Origin of the sequence: Gracilibacillus suaedae (genome assembly GCF_017599345.1) — a bacterium.
GTDB lineage: Bacteria > Bacillota > Bacilli > Bacillales > Amphibacillaceae > Gracilibacillus > Gracilibacillus suaedae.
On the sequence record NZ_JAGFVL010000060.1, the window covers coordinates 34,020 to 57,622 of the forward strand.

A 23,603-nucleotide genomic window follows, 5' to 3' on the forward strand; every position below is an offset into this window, starting at 1 on the left:
GCATTACTTCTCTTCTTTTTTAATCTTCAAGAATTTATTCGTTTCTGCCACCACAATTCCAGATAGCGCCAGAAGACCGATTAAGTTTGGAAATGCCATTAAACCGTTCATCACGTCGGAGAAGTTGAATACAACATCTAATGATACAACTGCGCCGATAAAGACGAAGGCGATGAAAATATAACGATAAACTCTGACACCTTTAGCACCCATCAAGTAATAGATAGATTTTTCACCGTAATAAGACCATCCGAGAATCGTAGAAAAGGTAAAGAATAATATACCGAATGTTACAATATAAGAGCCTGATGTCCCTAGGAATTGAGAAAAAGAAGCACTTGTTAATGCGGATCCATCTAATCCAGCGTCCCATTGACCTGCCATAACAATGGTAATACCTGTAATCGAACAAACAATGATCGTATCAAAGAAAACTTGTGTCATCGAAACTAACGCTTGTCTTGCTGGATAATCAGTTCTGGCTGCCGCTGCCGCAATTGGTGCAGACCCTAAACCAGCTTCGTTGGAGAATACACCGCGAGCCACTCCATAGCGGATGACGGTACCAAGTATACCACCACCAACAGCACTGCCAGTAAACGCATCTTCAAAAATAAAAGAGATTGCTCCAGGCACTAAATCAAAGTTCAAAACAATAAGAATAAGTCCACCTAGAATATAAAATGCACCCATCACCGGAACAAAGAAAGCAGTCACCTTACCAATACTTTTGATCCCGCCAATGATAACTAAAGCAGCTAAAACGGTAAAGACAATACCAGTAATAAATGGACTAATAGAAAAAGATTCCTCTAAAGATGAAGCTGCTGTATTAGATTGTACCATGTTTCCTATACCAAACGCTGCAATCGAAGCGAAAATCGCAAATAACACACCTAAAAATTTTCCAATTGGTTTGTTTTTAAGTCCTCGTTCCAAATAGTACATCGGACCACCGGACATTTCACCATTTTCATTTTCGACACGGAATCTCACAGCTAACAATGCCTCTGCATATTTGGTAGCCATACCGACTAATGCGGTAATCCACATCCAAAAAACAGCACCAGGTCCCCCGGCAACAACAGCTGTAGCGACACCGGCAATGTTACCAGTACCGATTGTTGCTGCCATCGCTGTCGTTAATGCTTGATAATGACTAATATCCCCTTTGGATGATTTGTCCTGGTTTTTACTGAAGGATAGTTTTAGTGCATAAGGTAATAATTTAAACTGTAAAAAGACTAGACGGAATGTTAAATATAAACCTGTCCCGACTAATAAAATAAGTAGGGGTGGTCCCCATACCCATCCGCCAATCTCACCGAGTATTTCTGCACCTTGTACATTAACTTTGCTTAACCAATCCAACAAAAAATCCATTACCCATCCCTCCCATTATTTTAAGAAAAGCTTATTATTAAAAGTATTCCAATAATAATGAGAGAATGCAATAGTATAGGGAAAGTTTTTAACATAAAAAAGCACAGAGGTCAGAACTTTAATAATATTTAGAAGTGAGATAAAAAATAAATAGAACTAATCCTCCGAAACCAAAAATATATGTTAAAAAAATCGGATTGAACAGTATCGGATGTTTCGCTGTTGCTTTTGTATCTGTATCATGTTCACCTTTTTGTCGGTCCACAATTTTACCGACCTTTAATGTGTAGAGAAACGAAATGAGCGCAATGATAATACTGATAATCGCTAAGCCTATAATCATATCCATCACCTGTCTTTTTTCTTAACTTTATCTATTTTAAACGGTATTATACACATATGAATCATTTTTATTTCGGGAAAAATATGTTATAGTAAAGATAATTAGCAGTAGGTACTAACACCAAATATAAAGTGTGGCTTCCAGAGATTAAAGGTTAGTGAAACATTTATGGGAGTTAGCGCGTGATCAAGTATCAATTAGGAGGACGTTATGGAAGATTTATTAAAATTAAAAGGAAAAAATGTCGTAGTGATGGGCGTAGCAAATCAGAGAAGTCTAGCGTGGGGTGTAGCGCAATCCTTACATCAGGCAGGTGCCAATCTAATTTTCACGTATCGTAAGGAGCGTTCTTTAGCAAAACTAACAAAATTGCTGGAAAAGTCAGATCTAGATGCAAAGCTGGTACTTCCTTGTGATGTCAACAATGATGATAGTATCAAAGAAGCATTCAGTAAAATTGCTGATGAAGTCGGTACTATTCATGGTGTTGTTCATTCGATCGCTTTTGCACATGGCGAAGATCTGAAAAACCGTTTTGTTGAAACATCTCGTGACGGCTATGCATTTGCACAAGATACTAGCGCATACTCATTAATTGCAGTAGCTCGTGAAGCACAACCTTTAATGGCTGAAGGCGGATCGATTATGGCGATGAGTTACTTAGGTGCAGAACGTGTAGTACCAGGATATAATGTGATGGGTGTTGCCAAAGCAGCATTAGAGTCTACTGTTAAATACTTAGCGATGGACTTAGGAGAACATAACATTCGTGTAAATGCTATCTCAGCTGGTGCAATCAAAACGTTAGCTGCCAAAGGTGTTCCATCCTTCAATGAGATTTTACACAAAATCGAAGCAGAATCCCCTTTAAAACGAAATGTGACACAAGAAGAAGTGGGAGACATGTCAGTAGCAATGCTAAGCCACTTATCCAGAGGTGTTACCGGAGAAATCGTTTATGTAGACTCTGGTTATAATATTTTAGGGTAATCTAAAAGACAAACAGACCATTCAAGGTTTGTTTGTCTTTTTAAATGTGGAAAGAAGGTATTAATGGTAGAAAGTGTCTTCGAGAAGAGCTCTCGAAGACAAAAGAACACAAGAATTAGAGCAAGGAGGACAGAATGCTTAACTACGAGATATTCGAACGTGTTGCAGTTCTCTTGGAGTCTGCGTAATTTCACCTTGCTTGTTAGAAAACAGAAGCTTTGACAAAATACAAACTTCAGTGGGGAACGGCACTAGCAGAAAATCTGTTTCCCCTTTTAAATTTCCCTAAGCAGACATCGAAGCAGCTTCTTTAGCTTCTTTATTTAATTTCTTATTAGAGCTAAACAATCGATAAATCGCAGGAATCAACAATAATGTAATGAACGTTGCGAACAGTAATCCCGAAATGATAACCGTAGCCATTGGTGCTTGATAGTTACTCGAAGCTCCTGTTGTAATCGCTAATGGTAGCATGCCGGCAGCGGTTGTAAAGCTAGTCATAAAAATAGGTCGGATTCGATTTCTACCTGCTTCCACAAGTGCATCTGTAACGATATATCCTTCTTTTCGCAGTTGTTTCGTTCGATCGATAAATAGAATAGCATTATTAAGTACGATCCCAATGAGCATGATAATCCCCATGGCAGATAATGCACTTAGTTCCTGTTGCGTGAAGAATAGACCTAAGATTACACCAACGACCGTCATTGGAATAATCGACATGACAATTATCGGGTGGAGTAAGTGATCAAATTGCACAGCCATCACTAGATAAACAAGGAAAATAGCAATCCCGATAATGATTAGAATCTCCATCATTAACTCCTGCTGTTGTTCCAAGTCACCCGCAGTTTCGATTTGATAGCTGTCCGGTGTTTCGAAATCAGCAATTAATTGTTGGATGTCACGATTAACAGAACCTAAATCTCTTCCTTCTAATTCAGCAGATACCGCTAGATACCGTGTTCCATCATCATGTGTAATTTGATTTGGAATTTCCGTTGTATTCAAACGAATAAATTCAGATAATGCTTTATTGCCTTCCATTGTCGGTACTTCCATAGCCAATAAGGCTTCTTTCTTATCTATTTCATCGTCCCATTCTACTTGAACAGGTATCTCTTTATCTTCCACAACGATTTTGTCAATCGGCATATCTAAAAATGCTTGCTCTATATAATTTTTAATAGAGATAGTACTAAGACCACTATCACTGATAGCATCGTCTTTCAATTCAATTACTTCGTCAAGGGAAGCACGTTCGCCAGAGTGACTCACACCGACAACCCCTGGTATTTCTTCTAATTCACTGGAGAAGTCAGTTGCAATGGATTCAAGCTCCTCCAATTTATCCCCTTTTATCATCACTTGGATTGGTTGCCCACCACCTTCCGAGAATGCACTTTGCACACTTTTAATCGGCTGGGTGTCTTGCAATTCTCGTAACGATTTCAGGATTTCTTCATTGACCTCATTTTGCTCTCTTGTAATGGCATCTCCTTTGGTCAAATTAATAATACTGAACAGTAAGCCGCCATCATCCATCGCATAGTTCGCTTCTACATCTTGTATCGCTTCAAGTTCTCGATTAATTTCTTGGACAACTTCATTCTTTTCAGAGATGGATACACCTGGTTCTAATTCAATCGTCATTTCAGCATAACGGTTATACACATCTGGCATAATTGTCATTGGTATTTTCGAGACTAAAAAGAGTGAACCAGCCAACATAAAGATAAACAAGCTAATGATGGCGAAGCTATTTCGTTTCTTCTTAACAATCCATTGAGCGAATTTGCTGTAGTTATTGATAATCCAACCGTCCTCTGTTTTCGCATGGCTTTTACGAATTTTTAAAAAGCGATGAGCAAAAGTTGGAATAACGGTAAAGGAGATAAGGGCAGAGCTGACTAATGTGATGGCTACTATCATGGATAAAATGATCATAAACCTTCCAATATCTCCACTAATTAATCCAATTGGTACAAATACGACAATCGTTGTTAGCATCGAGGCGATGACTGCAGTTGCTACTTCTTTTGTTCCTTCTAATATTGCTTCCAATTTCTCCAAGCCCTGTTCTTTCTTACGATAGATCGATTCGAGAATAACGATAGAGGAGTCAACCATCATCCCAATCCCTAATCCTAAGCCAATTAACGTCAACATGTTAAAACTATAATCAAAAAGCCACATAGTAATAAAGGTAAGCAAAATAGAAGTCGGAATCGCAAAGCCAATAATAAAAGTAGCTCTTATATTACGCAGGAAGAGAAATAGGATAAATATTGATAAAATCCCGCCAATAAGAATGTTTGCCGTTACGCCGTTAAGAGAATCTTCTACGTAATCAGCTTGCGCTACAACCTCATGTAGTTCAAAACCATTTATAAGTCCTTCATCTCTTATCTCTTTTATTTCATCACGGACAGCGTGAGCCATTTCAATTTGAGTTACATCTGCAACTCGACCAATTTGTATCATGATGAAATCCTTGGATCCGTTCTTCCAAACGATAGAATTACTTTCTTGCGGTTGAAGGGATAACTCTGCAATATCTTTCAACACAATCGTTTCATTTGGGCCATGAATTGGTATCTCCTCAATGCTGGAAGTCGAATCTAATGCAGAATGCCATCTTAAGGACGGAGAATCTTCTTCTCCTTCGAATTGTCCAATCGCTGCTTCTCGGTTTACTTCTTGAATGGTTGTAATTATTTGCTGGAGATTAAGTCCTTGCTCCGTTATTTCATCTCGGTCGAATGATACAATGATTTCCTGCTCGTAGCCCCCCTCTAAAGCAACATCTCTAACTTCTGGAAGATTTTCTAATCGAGGCTCCAATATATTCTCAGCAAAATCTGTCATCTCAACCATATCTTCGCCAGATAAATCTAGGTAAAATTCATAATCTCCCTCTGTACTATATTGACCTGCTTGATAATCTTGAATATTATCATTGCTAGAAGCTATAGTGTGGATGGTATTTTCTATCTCTTGAAAAACCTCATCCCCTCGGTCTGTTTCAATCGTAATACTGAGATTAGTTCTACCTACATAAGAAGTAGAAGAAACATTTTCTACTCCATCAATTCCTTTAATTTCATTCTCTACTGGGTTGGTAATGGTTTGCTCAACATCAAGTGCAGACATATCTCCTGCCATGATATCCACAAATGCCCCATCCATATTGACTGATGGTAGCAGTTCCCTGTCTAACTTTAAAATCGACTGTATTCCTAAGACTAAAATAAGCACAACAAGCAAACTGATAAAAATTTTTCTTTCGATAATAAACCTTAACCACTTCAATGTTATCTCCTCCTGGATCATAATTATTTACAGTGCTAATCATAGAGATAAGTCCCCTAATAAAGGTTTCTTTTGATTGAATATCTAAGTTGTGGACGAACTATTTCTACCTAGCGATTTCATTCTATACCTTAATTATCCAATTAGGTATTGCTCTTGAGACGTAACTTTTCTAAGTCTAGAGGCTTAAGGGGTATATGCTATACTGAAAGAAAAAAGTTTTGGTGGTATGAGAATGAAACAATTATTACTCGTGATGTTATTGTTTGTAAGTGGCTGTCAAGTAGGAGACCAAGCAGCATTACCATTTAACAAGGCTCCTCAGACAGATAAAGTAAAAAAAGAATTGTTATATCCCGATCGACCATTAGATAGGTTTTGGCATATTACCAATATCGATTTAGAAGCAAGTTCTGTCCTTTTAATAAATGCCGATACAGGACATGTTATTTATGAAAAAAATAGTGATATAGCATTACCTACAGCGAGCATGTCAAAAATGATGACGGAATTACTTGTTTTAGAAGCAATTGAGAGTGGGGAATTCGAATGGAATAGTGATGTAGACATAAGTGATTATGCCTACGACATTTCTCACCAACCAGGATATGCTTCCGTTGATTTATCGAAAGAACATCCATACACGGTAACAGAATTGTTTCAGGCGATGGCAATTCACTCTGCAAATGGGGCAACCATCGCATTAGCAGAAGAAATAGGTGGAAGTGAAGAAGTTTTTGTACAGCAAATGAATCAGCGAGCCCAAGAATTACAGTTGGAGGATACACAGTTTGTAAACAGCACCGGATTAGATAACTTGCATTTGGGAGACTATTATTCTGTTGGCGGTGTTAACGATACGAATACGATGTCGGCACAGGATTTAGCGATACTTGCGAAGCATTTAATAACGACATATCCGGAATTGTTGGAAACCAGTAACCAGCCAACATATCTTTTACATAACCGGGAATATGAAAATACGAATTGGATGCTGGAAGGTGAATTAGCTTTTGATGGGGTAGATGGGTTGAAGACTGGTTATACTGATCTTGCTGGCTATTGTTTTACTGGAACTATTGAGAGGAATGGAGTAAGGCTTATTTCAGTTGTAATGGGAGCCTCCTCAGAGGTCGAACGGTTTAGCGAAACAGCAAGATTATACGAAAAAGCTTTTGAGCAAATAGAATAGTTTTGAAAATAACTGAAGACCATTACTGTATTAATGTAAAAAAATCGAATCAATAAAAAATAATTAACATTTGTTCCACAGCTTGTAGTTGGGTATAATTGGTTTTGTTGATTTTTAGTAAAGAAGGCGAATATATGAAAAACAGTTTACATCTATACAAAACCGATATGAAGAATATTATAACTAATTGGGTTGCAGCGATTTTAATAGGTGGCCTCATGATCCTTCCCTCATTATATGCTTGGATGAACATTGAAGCATCATGGGACCCGTATGGTCAAACAGATCAAATTAAAGTCGGAGTAGTGAACAATGATGCTGGAGCTAAAGTTCGTGAGGAAGATATTGATGTCGGCAAGGAATTAGTAGAAACACTAAAAAGTAATAACTCTATGGATTGGCAGTTTGTCGATGAAGAAGAGGCCATGGATAAATTAGAATATGGGGACTACTTTGCTGTTATCGTGGTTCCGGAAGACTTTTCGGAAAAGTTGGCTACTGTGATCAGTGATCAACCAGAAAAAGCTGAAGTAGAGTACTATGTGAACGAAAAAATAAATGCAATTGCTCCAAAAATAACAGATAAAGGAGCTACTGCAATAGTAGAAGAAATAAGCTCAAGTTTTATTTCAATAGTTAATGGTGTTATTTTTGATATGTTTAATCAGATCGGTATTGAACTAGAAAAATCGCTACCTGACATTATAAAATTTGAGGAATATGTTTTTACAATCGAAGAGGAATTACCCGAGATTAAAAAAATCTTAGATGAATCGTTAGCGGATGCAGAAAATGCAGAAGGTATGATCGATGATGCCAACAACCTTATTCCGAGAGTAGAAGAGACCACAGATCAAGGGCTAGCAACTGTAAATGAGACGTTAGATTTTATAAATGAAGCAGAAGGACGCTTAAATGAAATAGCTCCACGTGTAAACGAAGACTTAGACACGATTCAGCAAGCAGTGCAAGATACCAATGAATTTTTGGAATCTGTTGATCTCTCTTCACAGGACTTACCAGATATCAATCAACAAATAAACAGTTGGAATGAACAAATAGATAGTACCATTGCCTCTATTGAAACTATCGAGGAAATTTTAAGACAAGTGCAAAATCAAGAATCTAACCAGGGTGAAGAAACAACGGATAATCCAGATCAGAATGGATCAGAAGATAATCAGGAAGCTGAAGGAGACACAGAAGAAGACAATCAGCAAAATAATCAAGAGCAGATAGAAGATGCACTAAACCAACTGACAGGGATGAAAACAACATTACAAGAACTACAAGATCAACTGAACCAAGCTGATGAGATGATTGCAGAACATAATGAAGCACTAGAAGAAATGATGGCGAACTTAAAAGAAACGGCCCAATTTACAAATGAGCGATTGGATGCTTTTATTACAGAATATCAAGAAACGATTGAACCGCGAGTCAAAGAAGAAATTCAACATACGAAAAGTACATTAGAATCGGCAAAAAATATCTTAATGGAAATTCAAGATACGATACCAGAAGCCCAAGAAATGTTAAATAGAACAGCTTCCAATTTGGCTGACGGAGAAGAGATGCTGGAAAGTGTGTTAGCAGAATATCCGTATATAAATACAAAAATTAATGAACTTGCTGATAAAATTCGTAGTATTGAAGGGGAAACGGATTTAGAAGAGATAATTGACTTGTTACAAAATGATCCTGATGCGGAACGAAGCTTTTTTGAAGAGCCAGTGATGTTGAACCAAACTAAGTTATTCCCGATTGAGAATTATGGAACGGGATTAACGCCGTTTTATACGGTTTTAGCGATCTGGGTTGGTGGATTACTTTTAATTTCATTATTGGCAACAGATCCTCATCATGTAGAGCCATACTCAGGAAGACAAATTTATTTTGGCAGATTATTCACGTTTATCACAATTGGATTCTTCCAAACCATTATTGTGACATTAGGTGACATTTATCTTCTTGGTGTAGAAGTAAGGGAACCGGTTTGGTTTATATTATTCGGTTTGTTATCAAGCGTTGTGTTTATTTTGATCGTATATACCTTAGTATCGGTTTTTGGTGACATTGGTAAAGCACTAGCCATTGTATTTCTTGTTCTACAGATCGCTGGTGCTGGTGGAACCTATCCAGTCGACTTATTGCCAGAGTTTTTCCAAGTAATTAACCCTTATCTTCCTTTCACTTATGCGATCAATTTGATGCGAGAAGCGGTAGGAGGAATTGTTTGGAGTAAAGTCCAACATGATGTCATCGTGCTATCGGCATTCGGACTTGTTGCATTGATCGTTGGAGCTCTGTTCAAAGCACGCTTGAACAAGTATACACATCAATTAATGAAGAAATCGAGAGAAACTGGCTTGTTCCATTAATCAATAAACCCTAACTTGGCTCCGCTGAGGGAGTTCCACTTTATTTAGGAAGATTATCTTTTCTTATAAGTTAAGAATGTATAAAATCAGTACAATGACTGCGTTAAGCGAAGTAGTTATTTTGAAATGTTTGATATATTTGTAACGCTCCGACTAATTACTTTCCGCGGGCACGGCCTCCACTAACTTTGCAAAGAAGAACACGTTGCAAAGTGGATTTTCGGCTCGCGCTATTCCCGCAGGAGTCTCCGTAATTAGTCTCCGCTATGAGAAGGTGCGACCATTCTTGTCATAAGTAATAGGTTGACTTTTTACAATGAACAAAGTGAAAAATCGCTATTCGTGAGTATAAAAGCTGCTGTGTTACTTCATGCTTGCGTTGTAGAGCAGTACTTAGCGAAGGCTGCCCACTTCCACTCCTGTGGGAATCGTTTGACCTGAAGATCCACTTTTTCGAGCGGTTTTTGCTCGAAAAATTTCAACCCCCACGGAAAGGGAGGTGGGCAGCCGGGGTTATGGTCATACTGTCGATATATTTCATCATTATTTTAGCATTTAGTGATTAGGACTGGCGGTTATTGTCCAGTTTTTACTTAGGAGGATTTGCAATGGGTAAAAGAGGCTGGATTATTTACAATGGTAATCTATACACAAAGAAGTTTGTCGAACAAATCGAATGGTTACGAAAAACAGCGGAGACGTTTGACTTTGAAATAGATGTGATCGCTAATAATCAATTACTCGTTACTATTGAAGAAGGTGAAACAAGAATATTAACGGAAAAAGCTGAGCCTGATTTTGTGTTCTTCTGGGATAAGGATTTATTTTTGGCAAGGCAATTGGAAGTACAGGGATTGCGTTTATTTAATTCAGCAAAAGCGATTGAAATATGCGATGATAAAGCATTAACCTATCAACAGTTAGCGAATCATGGTATTCGAATGCCGAAGACGATCATCGCCCCGAAGGTTTTTGTTTCGTTAGAAGACGACAGTCATCTTGATCAAGTAATCGAAACGTTGGGCTTTCCTATGGTTATTAAAGAAACATTCGGATCCTTTGGTGAACAGGTATATTTAATCGAAAATGAGCAGCAATTACGTCAAAAAGTGAAGGAATTACAGCATAAACCACACCTTTTTCAAGAATACATTGCATCAAGCTACGGCCGAGATGTGCGCTTAAATGTTGTTGGAGATCAAGTAGTGGCAGCTATGTTAAGAAAATCTGAGCAAGATTTCCGTGCAAATGTGACTGCAGGTGGTCACATGTTTGGTTACCAGCCATCAGAAAGAGAGCAAGCGTTAGCGGTTCGTTGTAGTCAATTAGTTGGTGCAGATTTTGCAGGGGTTGATCTCCTTTTTGGAGAAAATGATGAACCGATCTTGTGTGAAATTAATTCCAACGCCCATTTTAAAAACATCTATGATTGCACAGGTGTTGATATTACACAAAATATGATGGCTTTTATTAAAGAGAGCATTACTGAGAATTAAACCGGGCAAAATTTTGCTCGGTTTTTTGTATCTATTCTATCTTTCTACAAATAATAAAGCTGTATAAGTCAAAAAAATGAGGTGGGAAAAATGAGGAGACTTCAGACAATTCATCAAAAAAATAAATCTCAACAACCTAAGCAAACAAATCGAATGGTTAAACGAGCGCTAGAGGATAATCGTTCGATATTAAAGCGTATCTTTAAGAATAGCATTGATATAAAGTTCAGAGACTTGCAGTTACAGGATAACAACAACACTCGTGCATTTATTTGTTACACAGAAGGAATGGTCAGAGAAGAGTTTATTCATGATAATGTCTTAGAGCCGTTATTAGGAATAAATTTTAATGAGGGAAAGGTAGAATCTAAGTTATTAATTTCTTATATGCAATTTAATATTATTAAGGCTTCTTCTGTAAACAAGACATCTGACCTAGATCAAGTAATTGAAAAAGTACTTCGAGGACAAACCGTGCTATTTATTGATAGTTGTGACAGTGTATTACTAATTAGTACGGAATCTTATAAATCAAGAGCGATAGAAGAGCCTGATACAGAATCAACGGTAAGAGGGTCAAGAGAAGGTTTTAACGAAGTCATAAGCACAAATACATCTTTACTCCGCCGTAAAATAAATAATCCGCATTTAATTTTTGAGGAGTTCATTATAGGCGGGAACACTAAAACTACCGTGCGGATTGGCTACATCAATGGAATTGCAAAAGATGAGACAGTAAAGGAAGTAAGAAAGCGTCTTGAATCGATCGAAACGGATGTTGTTCTGGAAACCGGTTATTTAGAGCAATATATAGAAGACCATCCTAAGTCTATCTTTCAAACGATTGGAAATAGTGAAAAATCAGATAAAGTAGCCGCTAAATTATTGGAAGGGCGAGTAGCTATATTATGTGATGGTACACCATTTGTATTAACAGTGCCTTATGTATTTATAGAAAGTTTACAAGTTCCTGAAGATTACTATACTAAGCCTTACTTTGCTTCATTAGTTCGTTTTATTCGCATGCTATCTTTGTTTCTAACTGTTTTTACTCCAGCGGTCTTTGTTGCCGCTGCTACTTTTCATCATGAAATGGTGCCAACATTATTATTAACAACGATGGCAGCTGCTGAAGAAAGAGTACCTTTTCCAATTTTATTAGAAGCGTTAATTATGATTATAATCTTTGAACTACTTCGCGAAGCTGGGGTTCGAATGCCACGCCCTATTGGATCGGCCGTCAGTATAGTTGGCGCATTAGTAATTGGAGAATCTGCAGTACAGGCCGGGCTAGTAGGAGCACCAATGGTTATTGTTGTAGCATTAACAGCTATCACTAGTTTTGTTGTAACCGCAATAAATAATACCGTTATTATGATTCGGATTTTTTTGCTGGTATTAGCAGGAACGTTTGGTTTTTATGGTTTATTAATGGGAACGTTGTTTGTAGTAGCACATGTTTGTTCATTAAGATCGTTTGGTACTCCTTATCTAACACCACTTGCGCCTGCAGTGTTAACGGAATGGAGAGATACATTTGCTCGATTGCCACTAAAGAAATTACAAAAAAAGCCAGGTTCTATACTTCGCAAGAAATTTTAATACATCCTAGGAGTGAAATATATGAAGAAATTATTACTTTTCCTAATGGTAATTTTATTGACGGGGTGTTGGGACGTGGAAGAATTAACAGAAATTGGTATTGTGACTGCGATGGCAATTGATATAGATGAAGAATCGGAAGAATATCAGCTTACTGCCATATATTTAAGACCATCCGCTGAGGATACGTATGCACCTTCACAAGACGAGCCTTTTTTTACGGTTTCGGTAACAGGCAGATCAATGTCTGAATTACTAAGCAAAACAAACTACAAAATCGATCGCAAAGGCTTTTATGCTCATAACAAAGTGGTGATTGTTAGTGAAGAAGTTGCTAAAAAAGGTTTGTTACCTCTTTTCGAAACATTTCAACGAGAGCAGGTTGTGCGAAGTTATGTTTGGCTAGGTGTGACAAAAGGTACAAGCGCTTCTTCTGTTCTTAAAAAACAAAAAAATAGTATAGCAAAAATTCCTGCTGATTTCCTTAGTAGTTTATTTGACAACGCTGATTATCAAGCTGTTTCTTTTAATTTATTGAAATTTTATAAGCAATCTTTAAGACAAGGACAAAATCCAGTATTAGGTGTTATTACATTAGACCAGAGTGAACAAAGCGCAGAACCTAATGTGCGATTGTATGGTGGAGCGGCTTTTAGTAAAGACAAACTTGTGGGGTTTATGAATAATGATGAAACAATGGCATACAATTGGATTACTAAAAATAACGATGAAGGTGCACTAACTTTTCCTTATGAAGATGATAAATATGTTACATTAAATTTAAGTAAAATGAACTCAAGTATTAAGCCTAAGGTAACGAATAAAACGGATATCTCCTTTACAATAGAAATAAAACAACAATTGGAAGTTGCAGAGCGTCAGGAATTAAAAAAAGCGGAAACAAGAAAAGAGCTTGCGAAATTAGTATTAGAACTCGAGAAAACAGTAGAAAAGGTAATAGAAGGTAAGGTAGAACAAGTCATAACAAAAGCACAGGAAGAATTTCAATCAGATATTTTTGGTTTGGGAGCATCATTACGCAATAAGTATCCAAAAGTATGGAATAAATTAAAAGATAATTGGGGGCAAGAATTTTCCGAAGCTCCTTATGAAGTAAAAGTTGAGGTTGACATTATAAATTCAGGACTATTACAGGGATCATTACATCCTAATGAGTAATATTAACGAAAGAATCCCTTGAAAATATGATAAATAAGCACGAGCATTAATAATACAACATAGATTAATGCCCCAAATACTAAGAAGGATAACAAAGGATCTGCTTTTAGTAATTCTATTTTGATTGGCATTGTGAATACTCCTTTTGTTATAGTGAATTCCAATAAATCATCTAAAGATCACATTTTTTTATGTTTCTTCTTTACTTTGATAATGAGCAAGAGTAATAATGGAAGGATGGCGTATATTAGTATATTGTATACATTTCCTTCCATACCTTTCCAGCGCTGATCACTTAGACTTTCAAACCGTAGAATAGAAATCATAGGGAGTGCTAAACCGAATATAATACATATCCATTTAGGGTTAGTTTTATTAAGTAACCAAGAAAATGCTAAGCAAAAGGCAAAAAAATGTATAGCTGTTTTATAGAATCCGCCTATGAACATGATGAAGACACCGATAATATCAAGATTGGTAAAAATCATAGCTATATGCACAGATAACAGTGCCTCTAGTAACGGTATCTCTGAAGTGGCTGTCAGTTCCGCTCCCAAGACAGCTATAAAAATAATTTGAGCTATTAATAATAAAAATGTTGAAACAGTAACAGCAATGTAAGTTGTTTTACGGATATGTGGTTGCTTTTGGACATAGTGCCAAATGACTAGAAAAACTACTGTCTCACCGAAAGGAAACCCAACAACTTTCGGTGCTTCTGTAAGGACTGGTTGCAACCCATCCCCTAGAATCGGTAATAAATTCTCCAATTCAAAGTCACCTGAAATCATAATTAGGAAATAAGCGGCAAGTAAAAAAAAGAAAAGAAAAGGAAGAAATACTTCAATTGATCTTGCTATAACTTCAATGCCTTTATTCAAAATATAAACCATCACCACTATAAATAAATAAAGAATAACGGTAAGAGGTGTAGTGGGTAATGCAGTCATTTTTATCAATGCTCCAAATTCATAGAAGTTATGTGTCGCTTGACCTAAAAAATACAAACTGTATAGCAATAATAAAGGTTTAGCAAGAATGACACCTAGACAGTCAGTTAAAATCTCTGCAAAGTTCTGTTTGGGGTAGTATTTAGGGATTTCAGTATATATCCATAATAAAATAAAACTGAATAAAAAAGAGACCAAGACTACTATCCATGCATCCCTTTTAGCTCCTACACCTAGGACAAATAATGTCGTACTTCCAATCTCAAATGTTACGATGAGGGCGAAAAGCTGAATATTTGATATTTGTCTCATATCTCATTACTCCCATGAAAAAGATTATCGAAATTGTTTTTTTTTTTTTTCGTAAGGGTATAGTTTTAACATTTTTGCCATTAAAAGTGAAAAATATAACGTATCTGTAAATAAAGGAACATGGTATACTTGAGAATAAAAGTGAAAAAAGAAGAAGGGGGCCATAGCATGAATGGTTGGCTCGTTTATCGTAAAGAGGATTCCGAGAAGAATCACGCATTCATAGATTGGATACAAACAGAAGCAGCAAAACTTGGTATGGAGCTTGAACTTGTTATCTATCATGAGCTGACATATGGTATTCAAGATCGCCGCCTTTTTATAGATTGGAAAGGGCGAGATTACCCGGATTTTGTGATGATGAGAGCAATTGATCCACTCCTCTCACGGCAGTTCGAATTACTAGGCATTCGAGTCTATAACGATTCAAGAGTGGCTACTATTGCCAATGATAAAGCACAAACACATCAACTATTTGCTACTTATGGAATTCCGATGGTTGATACAAACTTTATCAACAAAGCTGAGTTAATGAAGTATTCATTCCGTTTCCCGATTATAGTAAAAGAAGTTAATGGAAGAAGCGGAAATCAAGTACATTTGCTTGCTTCTGTAGAAGATTTACCGTCATTAACGAGTGAGAGATACATTGTGCAATCATTAGCAACGCCTGGGAAAGATCTCCGTGTTTTTGTCATGGGTGGTAAAGTGATTGGCAGTGTGCTTCGAGAGTCTGATAGCGATTTTCGAGCAAATTATACCCTTGGTGGAAAAGCAACACTGTATCGATTATCTTCGTCAGAGCAGGAATTGGTGGATCACATCATTTCCATTTTACCAGCTGATTTTATAGGGATTGATTTTGTCTTTGATGATCAGGGGGGACCTTTGTTCAATGAAATAGAAGATATTGTCGGAAGCAGAACACTTACGAGTCTAACAGATATAAATATTGCGAAACTATATTTGGAACACATTTTGAAAAGTGCCCGATAAATAAACGAAAGTGCCCGATATCGATTGAAAAGCGCCCGAAAAATGTCCAAAAGTGCCCGATATCTCTCTGAAACCGCCCGATATCCACCAAAAAGTGCCCGATACCAAAGCAGACGGAATCAAGAGGTGTCTGCTTTGTGGGAACTTATTTTCTTATGCTATACTAATGGTAACTACAATTTTTTCCTCCATATTTCCGTTCTATTTTAATTACATACCATAGAGAAAAATAACCATCTGAAGAAGAGAGGAATGTATCTGGTTTGAATATTTTACTATCAAAACTCTTGGAAGTTGTACTAGCAGTTCTTCCCATAACAATTATTGTCGTAATTTTAAATTTTACCCTGACTTCACTTGATGTTACCTTAATTATCCGCTTTTTAATTGGTGCAGTCTTTATTATTATCGGTTTATCGATCTTTTTATTAGGTGTTGATCTTGGAATCACCCCGATTGGTAAACATCTAGGAAAAACGATTGCGAAATCAAACCGCTTATGGATTGTGGTTATATCCGGGTTATGTTTAGGGTTTATTATTTCCATTGCGGAACCAGATCTACATATTTTAGCTGGGCAAGTAGAGATGGTAACCTCAGGAGCAATCGGAAAATATATCTTAGTTGTGGTAGTATCGATTGGTATTGCAGTCTTACTTTCGATTGGTCTCGTAAGAATTGTCCACAACATACCTTTATTTAAAATTTTAACGGTGCTGTATGGGATTGTCCTTGTAATTGCCATCTTCACCTCACCACAGTTATTAGCGATTTCCTTCGATGCGTCTGGTGCGACAACAGGCGCAATGACGGTACCTTTTATTCTGGCATTATCAATCGGTATCTCTGTATTGAAAAAGGATAGTAAAGCATCGGAAAAGGACAGTTTCGGACTTGTTGCGATTGCGTCTGTCGGTGCGATTATTGCAGTCATGTTGATGAGTATTATTACCAATCAAGCGGAATTGACCGGAACAATGGAGCAAGCTCACCCTGTTTCAGGCTCTGTATTTGCACCGTTTCTCCACGAATTTGGTCACATTGCTCAAGAAGTAATCCTCGCATTGTCACCAATTATCGTGATATTTTTAGTATTTCAAAAACTATCATTTAAACTGTCGAAAACTAATTTCCGTAAAATTATCACAGGTCTTGTCTTTACTTTTATTGGATTGGTTCTTTTTCTAGTCGGAGTAAATGCAGGATTTATGGAATTAGGTACCGAACTAGGATATAGTATTGCCTCGTTGGACAATAAAGCGTATATTGTAATTATCGGTTTAATCTTAGGGATCGTCACGATATTGGCAGAGCCTGCTGTGTATGTATTAACAAATCAAATTGAAGATGTAACTAGTGGTTATGTGAAACGTAAAGTGGTCCTCTTTACATTAGCGATCGGGGTTGGAATTGCCGTAGCCTTATCAATGCTGCGAATTTTAGTCCCAGATTTACAATTGTGGCATTATCTATTACCAGGTTACCTAATAGCGGTTGCGTTAATGTATGTAGCACCGAAACTATTTGTTGGTATTGCATTTGACTCTGGTGGTGTTGCCTCAGGACCGATGACCGCAACTTTTATTCTGGCATTTACTCATGGAGCAGCGGATGCGATAGAAGGTGCAGATGTTATTGTTGACGGATTTGGTATGATAGCAATGGTAGCATTAACACCACTTATTACACTACAATTATTAGGGCTGATCTTTAAGGTGAAGTCGCGAAAAGGAGGCATGGAATAATGTTGCCTAATAGGAAAACACCTCATTTTGAAATCATACATGTCATTGTCAAGTTTGGCTTAGGAAGTAAAATTTTAAAAGAAGCTAAAAAATGTGGTGTGAAAGGTGGAACCCTTTTTATTGGAAAAGGAACGATCAGTAATAAAATATTAAATTTATTGTCGATCACAGACATGCGCAAAGAGATTGTCATGATGATCTCCAGTCGAAAAACAAGTAAAAAAACATTAGAACATTTAAATAAAGTGTTTCGCTTTGATAAACCAAACCACGGGATCATTTTTACTACTTCTTTAACGAGCTTGATGGGAACAAGAAGTTGCCAAATGGATGATAATGAGGAAAGAGGTGACGAAGAAATCATGTATCAAAATATTATGGTTGTAGTTGATAAAGGAAAAGCAGAAGAGGTTGTGGAAGCAGCACAAAAAGGTGGCTCTAAAGGCGGAACGATTATCAATGCACGTGGATCGGGCGTCCACGAGACGAGTAAGCTATTCTCCATGGATATTGAACCTGAAAAAGAAATCGTAATGATACTTTCAGATGAAAATTATACCGATGCCATTTGTGAAAAAATTAGTGAAGATCTGAAAATTAATGAACCCGGTAATGGCATTATTTTCGTACAAGATGTGAATCGAACATACGGAATTTACGAGTGATTTTTTTGAAAATAAGAGCGTCCAGGAAATAATAGAACTTCTCGCGATCTGAAAAAGGAGAATAATAATGCGAAGCGAAAAGGAAATGATGGATTTAGTGATTGATTTTGCTAAAGCAGATGATAGAGTTCGTGTAGTAGGGATGAATGGCTCCCGTACCAATCCTAACATCAAAAAAGATCGCTTCCAGGATTATGACATCGTTTACCTAGTAACAGACATGGCTTCTTTTCTGGCAAACAGGAAGTGGATCGATTATTTTGGTGAGCAGATGATTATGCAAACACCGGAAGAATCAGCATTATTTCCTGCTACTTTAGGTAACTGGTTTAGCTTTTTGATGCAATTTACTGATGGAAACAGAATCGATTTAATGCTTATTCCTTTAGAAGAATTAGATCTCTATCTGCAAAATGATAGCTTAACAGAAATATTATTAGATAAAGATAACCTAATAGCAAACCGTCCGGTCCCGAATGAGAGCAGTCATTTTCTAAAAAAACCGTCAGAACAGCATTTCACCGATTCCTGTAATGAATTTTGGTGGGTATCCCCATATGTAGCAAAAGGGCTATGCCGAGGGGAATTTTTTTATGCGACCTTTCATCTGGATAGAGTATTACGAGAGGAATTGTTACGAATAATAGCATGGAACGTTGGTGCGGAGCATGATTTCAAAGTGAATCTTGGTGCTGCTAATAAATTCCTTCATCATTATCTAGATGCCGATATATTGAAAGCGTTACAAGAAACCTATCACATAAATTCGTTGGACAAATGTTGGGAGTCGTTATTTTCAATGCAAGAAATATTTCAACAACAGGCAAAGCAATTAGCTAATCGCCTTGGATTCGATTATCCTGATCAGTTTGAGAAAGTTATACCATATATTCATAATCTTCAGCAGCAATACAGATAATGAAATAACAATAAAAGCGTTCTTCATTTTCGCGGACATTTAGTACGTTATTCCGACTGAAATATGCCTATTTTAGAAGTCCACGGACATTTATTCCGTTATTTCAGTAAATTTCTATAGAACTGGCTTCTATTTTTGTAAATAACGGAATAAATGTCCGCCAACACCTCTATAGGAGCACTTTTTTAAAAGATAACGGAACAGATGTCCGCGCCAATGCCATATATGCTTATTCTACACAACACCATATTACTTTGTATGTTTCTCATAAGCACGAAGCCATTCTTCAAAAGCTAGAGAATAACCTTGCAGCATAAAACTATCTTTCACGGACATTTCTGCAATGACAACAGGTTCAGGAATTGGGTTAAAATATCCTGATGTGAGAACGGTGACTGGTATGATGATGTCATCGAAGCTCCTCCTTGCCGAACCCGTTAATTTCTTTTCCCCATCATACCATAGAAGAACAGTTTAATGATATCTTCTGTTAACGGTAAAATATGATCGCTAATATCATCTTTCTTCATATAATCTTTAAACATATGAATATAGATCATGATCGCTTCTGTTGAAATATCTTGATGAATATATCCTTTGCTTTTCCCTTCAGCTATCAACTGGTTGAATAAGGGAAGAGCTTTTTCTTGATAAACCTTATCGATATACGATCCTTCATTTGTAAAATCATGCATCAAGTAGTGATATAATTCCTCATTAATTTTTGCTGCATCATCTGTTTTATTGAAGATAATCTGTTCAATTTTTTCTGGAAAACTGATATCGCTATCTATAATATCTTGAAATTTTTGATATTCCTTTTCGACAAAATAAACCATTGTTTCATAAATCAGTTTTTCTTTGCTTTCGAAATAATTATATATGGTAACCTGGGAGACATTCGCTTCACTTGCTATTTTGGCTATCGGAACATTTTTAATTCCATAATTAGAAAATAGTTGAAGTGATACTTCCAGGATTTTATTCATTTTTCGTTGAGTTCGTTTTTTAAATCCATCCATTGTTGTCACCTCTTGTATAGTATTTTAAGTTAAATTATGAAATATAACAATGATTTTATTTCAAAAAATTCCTTGATATTAGTCATATACTTTTATAATATGAAATATATAAGTTAATATATTTCAAAACTTAGGAGGTTTTGATATGAACATGGTTGAGGTAAAGGGAGTAACAAAGAGGTTTGGTAAGTTCACCGCTCTCAATGGTATTGATTTAGAAGTGAAAAAGGGAGAAGTGTATGGTTTTATTGGGCCGAATGGTGCTGGTAAATCGACGACTATACGTGTTTTATTGGGAATTATTCAAGCAACGTCAGGAACTGCGAAAATATTTGGTAAGGATGTCTGGAAAGATGCGGTAGAAATCCATCGCAAAGTGGTTTACGTACCGGGGGATGTCCATCTTTGGGAAAATTTAACCGGGGGAGAAATCATAGATACCTTTTTAAAATTACGTGGAGGAATTAACAAGGAAAAGCGTGATGCATTAATTGAGAAATTTAAGTTAGATCCACGTAAAAAAGCTGGGACGTATTCGAAAGGGAACAGACAAAAGGTAGCATTAATTGCTGCTTTTGCATCTGAGGCAGATTTGTTTATTTTAGATGAACCGACTTCTGGACTTGATCCTTTAATGGAAAATATTTTTCAGCAATGTGTAGAAGAAGTGAAATATGAAGGAAAAAGTGTCCTGTTATCCAGTCATATTTTATCCGAAGTGGAAAAGCTTTGTGACCGTGTCGGCATTATTAGACAAGGGGAGATAATAGAAACTGGTACATTAGATGAATTACGCCATTTAACAAGAACGAACATTATTATCGAAACAGAAAAATCTGCGGCAACCTTAAGTGATCAATCAGGAATTCATCAATTTACAGAGGAAGCCGGTGTATATTCATTCCAGGTAGATCCTGAAAAACTATCCACCGTTATGCTGAAGGTTAGTGAGTTAGGTGTCAAACGAATTGAAAGTACACCACCCACTTTAGAGGATTTATTTATGCGTCATTACGAAACAGACAATGTAGCGGAAAAGAGGTGATGGAATGCTTTTTCATCAATTGCAATTTTTGCTCAGATTTAATGCGCGTCAAAATTGGCTTGCCAGTATTATTTGGACATTGTCAATTGTTGGGATCACAGTTGTGGTAGCAGGTACTTTTGTGAACCTTTTTGGATCTGAACAGGAACGCAATACAATGGCTCAAACACTTGAAAACCCTGCAATGGTTGCGATGGTTGGACCGGTATATGGGGTTGATGACTATACGACAGGTGCAATGATGGCGAATCAAATGCTATTGTTTACTGCTATTGTTATTGGAATTATGAGTATTTTAATGATTTCAAAATTAACTCGGAAGCAAGAGGAAGAAGGGAAATTTGAATTAATTCGCTCGATGCCGGTTGGTCGCTTATCAAGTTTGAGCAGTGCGCTAATATTAGTAGCATTAGTTAATTTGATTATTGGGATGGCAACTACATTTGGTTTAATTGTGATCAATGTAGAAGGTATTGATGTAGAAGGTTCGATCATGTATGGCGCAGTTTTAACGGTAACGGGTCTCATGTTTACTGGCATTACGGCAGTGATTACCCAGTTAACAGAAACATCCCGTGGTGCAACAGGGTTATCAATCGCTGTATTGCTTTTGGCTTACTTTGTCCGAGCGATTGGAGATGTCAGCAGTGAAGCGTTAAGTTTAATATCACCATTAGGCTTAATCTTGCGGACAGAAGTATACGTGGAAAACATTTGGTGGCCGGTAATCGTTTCGGTTGTGATTACATTGGTATTTACGGTGCTAGCTTTTTACTTGCATAACCGAAGAGACTTAGGGGCAGGTTTACTGCCATCTAAGCCTGGTAAAAATGAAGCTTCAAAGCTCTTATTATCACCACTTGGCCTCATATTGCGATTGCAGCGTACTCAGGTTATTTCCTGGCTGGTGGCGATGCTCTTTTTAGGTGCCTCATATGGATCGGTCTTGGGCGATCTGGAATCATTCTTTGCAGATAATGAAATGTTTCAGCAACTCCTAGGAGATAATTCGGAATATACGATGACAGAACAGTTTATGACGATGCTAATGGTGATTCTATCGATATTTGCGACAATTCCAATGGTCATTTCTTTTTTGAGAGTACGTGGGGAAGAGAAGAAAGAGCGTAATACCCATCTATTAACTACAGGCATTTCAAGATATAAATTACTAAGCTATTATCTTGGTGTATCAGTAGTAATTGGTGTCGCTTCATTATTTATCACACTGTACGGATTGTGGGCAGCAGGAGCGGCGGTAATGGACGATCCGATTCCTTTGGAAAATATCTTAATAGCGGGGACGTCTTATTTACCTGCGATGCTAATTATCTTAGCGATTGCCAATCTATTATTTGCCTTTTTGCCAAAATGGACATCATTAGTGTGGGCATATCTGGTATTTTCGTTCTTCACTGTATACTTAGGTGGGATGATAGACATACCAGAATGGTTAGCAAACATTTCGAGTTTTAATCACATTCCACAAATTCCAGTAGATGAATTTACGTGGTCGCCATTAGTGGTCTTAGTATTAATTGGCATCATCGCGTTAATAGTTAGTCAATTCGGATATCGGAATCGAGATGAGATAGGATAACGGGACAGGGTTAGTGTCCCACTTTCAATGAATAGGGGACATTTCGTTTATTCTCATTCCCCATTCCAGGGAAGATAATCGTCCATGGCATGCTTGTTTTAGCTGGTAAGCGGAGTCTGGATTCCTTGATATGCTGGCTGGCGATTTGCTTGCAGTCTTGATAGAGCTGGATGTTGATGTTGGTTAGGTCGGTTTCTTCCGGTTGGAAGTTATGAATTAATGTTGTGATGAGTAAGTCATTGCGATGATTTACTGCACTTCTGATCGGAACAAATGTGACGCCATCTTCAGCATCCTTTTTTGTTTGCTCAAAAATCTTCTTTATTTCTAAACGATCTTTATTACTAATGGTCCTGTTCCAGGCATCTTCAAAGTGTAATTTCTGCATGTTTACGCTCCTCTAAAAAATTCTGAAAAAACAATCAATATATGTCAGTTTTTGTCGATATAAATAAAAAGGAGGGGATTATA

General features: G+C 37.0%; 19 protein-coding genes. 12 read left to right on the forward strand and 7 right to left on the reverse strand.

What is annotated here, in order from left to right:
- Positions 1-3 precede the first annotated feature (3 nt).
- The gene (locus J5J03_RS18035; protein ID WP_208591503.1) at positions 4-1,383 is read right to left on the reverse strand and encodes an alanine/glycine:cation symporter family protein; all 1,380 of its coding nucleotides are present in this window, start codon (positions 1,381-1,383) and stop codon (positions 4-6) included.
- Positions 1,384-1,501: 118 nt separating this feature from the next.
- Positions 1,502-1,726 (reverse strand): hypothetical protein, encoded by a 225-nt coding sequence (locus tag J5J03_RS18040; RefSeq protein ID WP_208591505.1) that lies wholly within the window; start codon positions 1,724-1,726, stop codon positions 1,502-1,504.
- A 210-nt stretch (positions 1,727-1,936) separates the two neighbouring features.
- Here J5J03_RS18040 and fabI point away from each other — a divergent pair, with 210 nt between their 5' ends.
- Entirely contained in the window at positions 1,937-2,716 is a 780-nt protein-coding gene (gene fabI / locus J5J03_RS18045; protein ID WP_153835512.1) for an enoyl-ACP reductase FabI, read from the forward strand.
- 285 nt (positions 2,717-3,001) lie between these two features.
- Here fabI and J5J03_RS18050 read toward each other — a convergent pair whose 3' ends face one another.
- Entirely contained in the window at positions 3,002-6,028 is a 3,027-nt protein-coding gene (locus J5J03_RS18050) for an efflux RND transporter permease subunit (protein WP_208591508.1), read from the reverse strand.
- Between the two features lie 235 nt (positions 6,029-6,263).
- On the opposite strand from J5J03_RS18050, the gene J5J03_RS18055 reads away from it, so the two are divergent.
- The 5 genes from J5J03_RS18055 to J5J03_RS18075 all read left to right on the forward strand — a co-directional run bounded on the left by J5J03_RS18055 (position 6,264) and on the right by J5J03_RS18075 (position 13,878).
- Positions 6,264-7,220 carry a D-alanyl-D-alanine carboxypeptidase family protein gene (locus J5J03_RS18055; protein WP_208591510.1) on the forward strand — a complete coding sequence of 319 codons (957 nt, stop codon included), beginning with the start codon at positions 6,264-6,266 and terminating at the stop codon, positions 7,218-7,220.
- Positions 7,221-7,354: 134 nt separating this feature from the next.
- A complete protein-coding gene (locus J5J03_RS18060) occupies positions 7,355-9,601 on the forward strand; it encodes a YhgE/Pip domain-containing protein (RefSeq protein WP_208591512.1) in 2,247 nt (748 codons plus the stop codon).
- 608 nt (positions 9,602-10,209) lie between these two features.
- The gene (locus tag J5J03_RS18065) at positions 10,210-11,097 is read left to right on the forward strand and encodes an ATP-grasp domain-containing protein (protein ID WP_208591520.1); all 888 of its coding nucleotides are present in this window, start codon (positions 10,210-10,212) and stop codon (positions 11,095-11,097) included.
- A gap of 90 nt (positions 11,098-11,187) precedes the next feature.
- Entirely contained in the window at positions 11,188-12,699 is a 1,512-nt protein-coding gene (locus J5J03_RS18070) for a spore germination protein (RefSeq protein WP_208591522.1), read from the forward strand.
- Positions 12,700-12,720: 21 nt separating this feature from the next.
- Positions 12,721-13,878: a Ger(x)C family spore germination protein gene (locus tag J5J03_RS18075; protein WP_208591524.1), complete on the forward strand. Its 1,158-nt coding sequence runs from the start codon at positions 12,721-12,723 to the stop codon at positions 13,876-13,878.
- A gap of 2 nt (positions 13,879-13,880) precedes the next feature.
- On the opposite strand, the gene J5J03_RS22190 is transcribed toward J5J03_RS18075, so the two are convergent.
- Both J5J03_RS22190 and J5J03_RS18080 read right to left on the reverse strand, forming a co-directional pair.
- Positions 13,881-14,009 carry a hypothetical protein gene (locus J5J03_RS22190; RefSeq protein ID WP_269435851.1) on the reverse strand — a complete coding sequence of 43 codons (129 nt, stop codon included), beginning with the start codon at positions 14,007-14,009 and terminating at the stop codon, positions 13,881-13,883.
- Between the two features lie 48 nt (positions 14,010-14,057).
- Positions 14,058-15,140: a GerAB/ArcD/ProY family transporter gene (locus J5J03_RS18080; RefSeq protein ID WP_208591526.1), complete on the reverse strand. Its 1,083-nt coding sequence runs from the start codon at positions 15,138-15,140 to the stop codon at positions 14,058-14,060.
- 168 nt (positions 15,141-15,308) lie between these two features.
- Between J5J03_RS18080 and J5J03_RS18085 the strand changes: the two genes are divergently transcribed.
- The 4 genes from J5J03_RS18085 (at position 15,309) to J5J03_RS18100 (ending at position 19,465) form a co-directional block, all read left to right on the forward strand.
- Entirely contained in the window at positions 15,309-16,136 is an 828-nt protein-coding gene (locus tag J5J03_RS18085) for an ATP-grasp domain-containing protein (RefSeq protein WP_208591528.1), read from the forward strand.
- A gap of 263 nt (positions 16,137-16,399) precedes the next feature.
- Positions 16,400-17,881 (forward strand): DUF1538 domain-containing protein, encoded by a 1,482-nt coding sequence (locus tag J5J03_RS18090; RefSeq protein ID WP_208591530.1) that lies wholly within the window; start codon positions 16,400-16,402, stop codon positions 17,879-17,881.
- The gene (locus tag J5J03_RS18095) at positions 17,881-18,546 is read left to right on the forward strand and encodes a P-II family nitrogen regulator (protein WP_208591532.1); all 666 of its coding nucleotides are present in this window, start codon (positions 17,881-17,883) and stop codon (positions 18,544-18,546) included. Before J5J03_RS18090 ends, J5J03_RS18095 begins: the two co-directional genes overlap by 1 nt.
- Before the next feature lie 67 nt (positions 18,547-18,613).
- A complete protein-coding gene (locus J5J03_RS18100) occupies positions 18,614-19,465 on the forward strand; it encodes an aminoglycoside 6-adenylyltransferase (protein WP_208591534.1) in 852 nt (283 codons plus the stop codon).
- Positions 19,466-19,902: 437 nt separating this feature from the next.
- Here the strand turns inward: J5J03_RS18100 and J5J03_RS18105 are convergent, their stop codons facing one another.
- Positions 19,903-20,487 carry a TetR/AcrR family transcriptional regulator gene (locus tag J5J03_RS18105; RefSeq protein WP_208591536.1) on the reverse strand — a complete coding sequence of 195 codons (585 nt, stop codon included), beginning with the start codon at positions 20,485-20,487 and terminating at the stop codon, positions 19,903-19,905.
- Positions 20,488-20,632: 145 nt separating this feature from the next.
- Between J5J03_RS18105 and J5J03_RS18110 the strand changes: the two genes are divergently transcribed.
- Together J5J03_RS18110 and J5J03_RS18115 are read left to right on the forward strand one after the other, a co-directional pair.
- The gene (locus tag J5J03_RS18110) at positions 20,633-21,532 is read left to right on the forward strand and encodes an ABC transporter ATP-binding protein (RefSeq protein ID WP_208591538.1); all 900 of its coding nucleotides are present in this window, start codon (positions 20,633-20,635) and stop codon (positions 21,530-21,532) included.
- Positions 21,533-21,536: 4 nt separating this feature from the next.
- Positions 21,537-23,132 (forward strand): ABC transporter permease, encoded by a 1,596-nt coding sequence (locus J5J03_RS18115; RefSeq protein WP_208591546.1) that lies wholly within the window; start codon positions 21,537-21,539, stop codon positions 23,130-23,132.
- Between the two features lie 10 nt (positions 23,133-23,142).
- Here the strand turns inward: J5J03_RS18115 and J5J03_RS18120 are convergent, their stop codons facing one another.
- Positions 23,143-23,520 carry an SLAP domain-containing protein gene (locus tag J5J03_RS18120; RefSeq protein WP_208591548.1) on the reverse strand — a complete coding sequence of 126 codons (378 nt, stop codon included), beginning with the start codon at positions 23,518-23,520 and terminating at the stop codon, positions 23,143-23,145.
- Positions 23,521-23,603: the final 83 nt, after the last annotated feature.

What these genes read in the sequence shown, in the direction of transcription:
- J5J03_RS18035 (WP_208591503.1), bottom strand. Translation starts at nt 1,383, where the DNA reads ATGGATTTTTTGTTGGATTGGTTAAGCAAAGTTAATGTACAAGGTGCA.
- J5J03_RS18040 (WP_208591505.1), bottom strand. Translation starts at nt 1,726, where the DNA reads ATGATTATAGGCTTAGCGATTATCAGTATTATCATTGCGCTCATTTCG.
- fabI (WP_153835512.1), top strand. Translation starts at nt 1,937, where the DNA reads ATGGAAGATTTATTAAAATTAAAAGGAAAAAATGTCGTAGTGATGGGC.
- J5J03_RS18055 (WP_208591510.1), top strand. Translation starts at nt 6,264, where the DNA reads ATGAAACAATTATTACTCGTGATGTTATTGTTTGTAAGTGGCTGTCAA.
- J5J03_RS18060 (WP_208591512.1), top strand. Translation starts at nt 7,355, where the DNA reads ATGAAAAACAGTTTACATCTATACAAAACCGATATGAAGAATATTATA.
- J5J03_RS18065 (WP_208591520.1), top strand. Translation starts at nt 10,210, where the DNA reads ATGGGTAAAAGAGGCTGGATTATTTACAATGGTAATCTATACACAAAG.
- J5J03_RS18070 (WP_208591522.1), top strand. Translation starts at nt 11,188, where the DNA reads ATGAGGAGACTTCAGACAATTCATCAAAAAAATAAATCTCAACAACCT.
- J5J03_RS18075 (WP_208591524.1), top strand. Translation starts at nt 12,721, where the DNA reads ATGAAGAAATTATTACTTTTCCTAATGGTAATTTTATTGACGGGGTGT.
- J5J03_RS22190 (WP_269435851.1), bottom strand. Translation starts at nt 14,009, where the DNA reads ATGCCAATCAAAATAGAATTACTAAAAGCAGATCCTTTGTTATCCTTC.
- J5J03_RS18080 (WP_208591526.1), bottom strand. Translation starts at nt 15,140, where the DNA reads ATGAGACAAATATCAAATATTCAGCTTTTCGCCCTCATCGTAACATTT.
- J5J03_RS18085 (WP_208591528.1), top strand. Translation starts at nt 15,309, where the DNA reads ATGAATGGTTGGCTCGTTTATCGTAAAGAGGATTCCGAGAAGAATCAC.
- J5J03_RS18095 (WP_208591532.1), top strand. Translation starts at nt 17,881, where the DNA reads ATGTTGCCTAATAGGAAAACACCTCATTTTGAAATCATACATGTCATT.
- J5J03_RS18100 (WP_208591534.1), top strand. Translation starts at nt 18,614, where the DNA reads ATGCGAAGCGAAAAGGAAATGATGGATTTAGTGATTGATTTTGCTAAA.
- J5J03_RS18105 (WP_208591536.1), bottom strand. Translation starts at nt 20,487, where the DNA reads ATGGATGGATTTAAAAAACGAACTCAACGAAAAATGAATAAAATCCTG.
- J5J03_RS18110 (WP_208591538.1), top strand. Translation starts at nt 20,633, where the DNA reads ATGAACATGGTTGAGGTAAAGGGAGTAACAAAGAGGTTTGGTAAGTTC.
- J5J03_RS18115 (WP_208591546.1), top strand. Translation starts at nt 21,537, where the DNA reads ATGCTTTTTCATCAATTGCAATTTTTGCTCAGATTTAATGCGCGTCAA.
- J5J03_RS18120 (WP_208591548.1), bottom strand. Translation starts at nt 23,520, where the DNA reads ATGCAGAAATTACACTTTGAAGATGCCTGGAACAGGACCATTAGTAAT.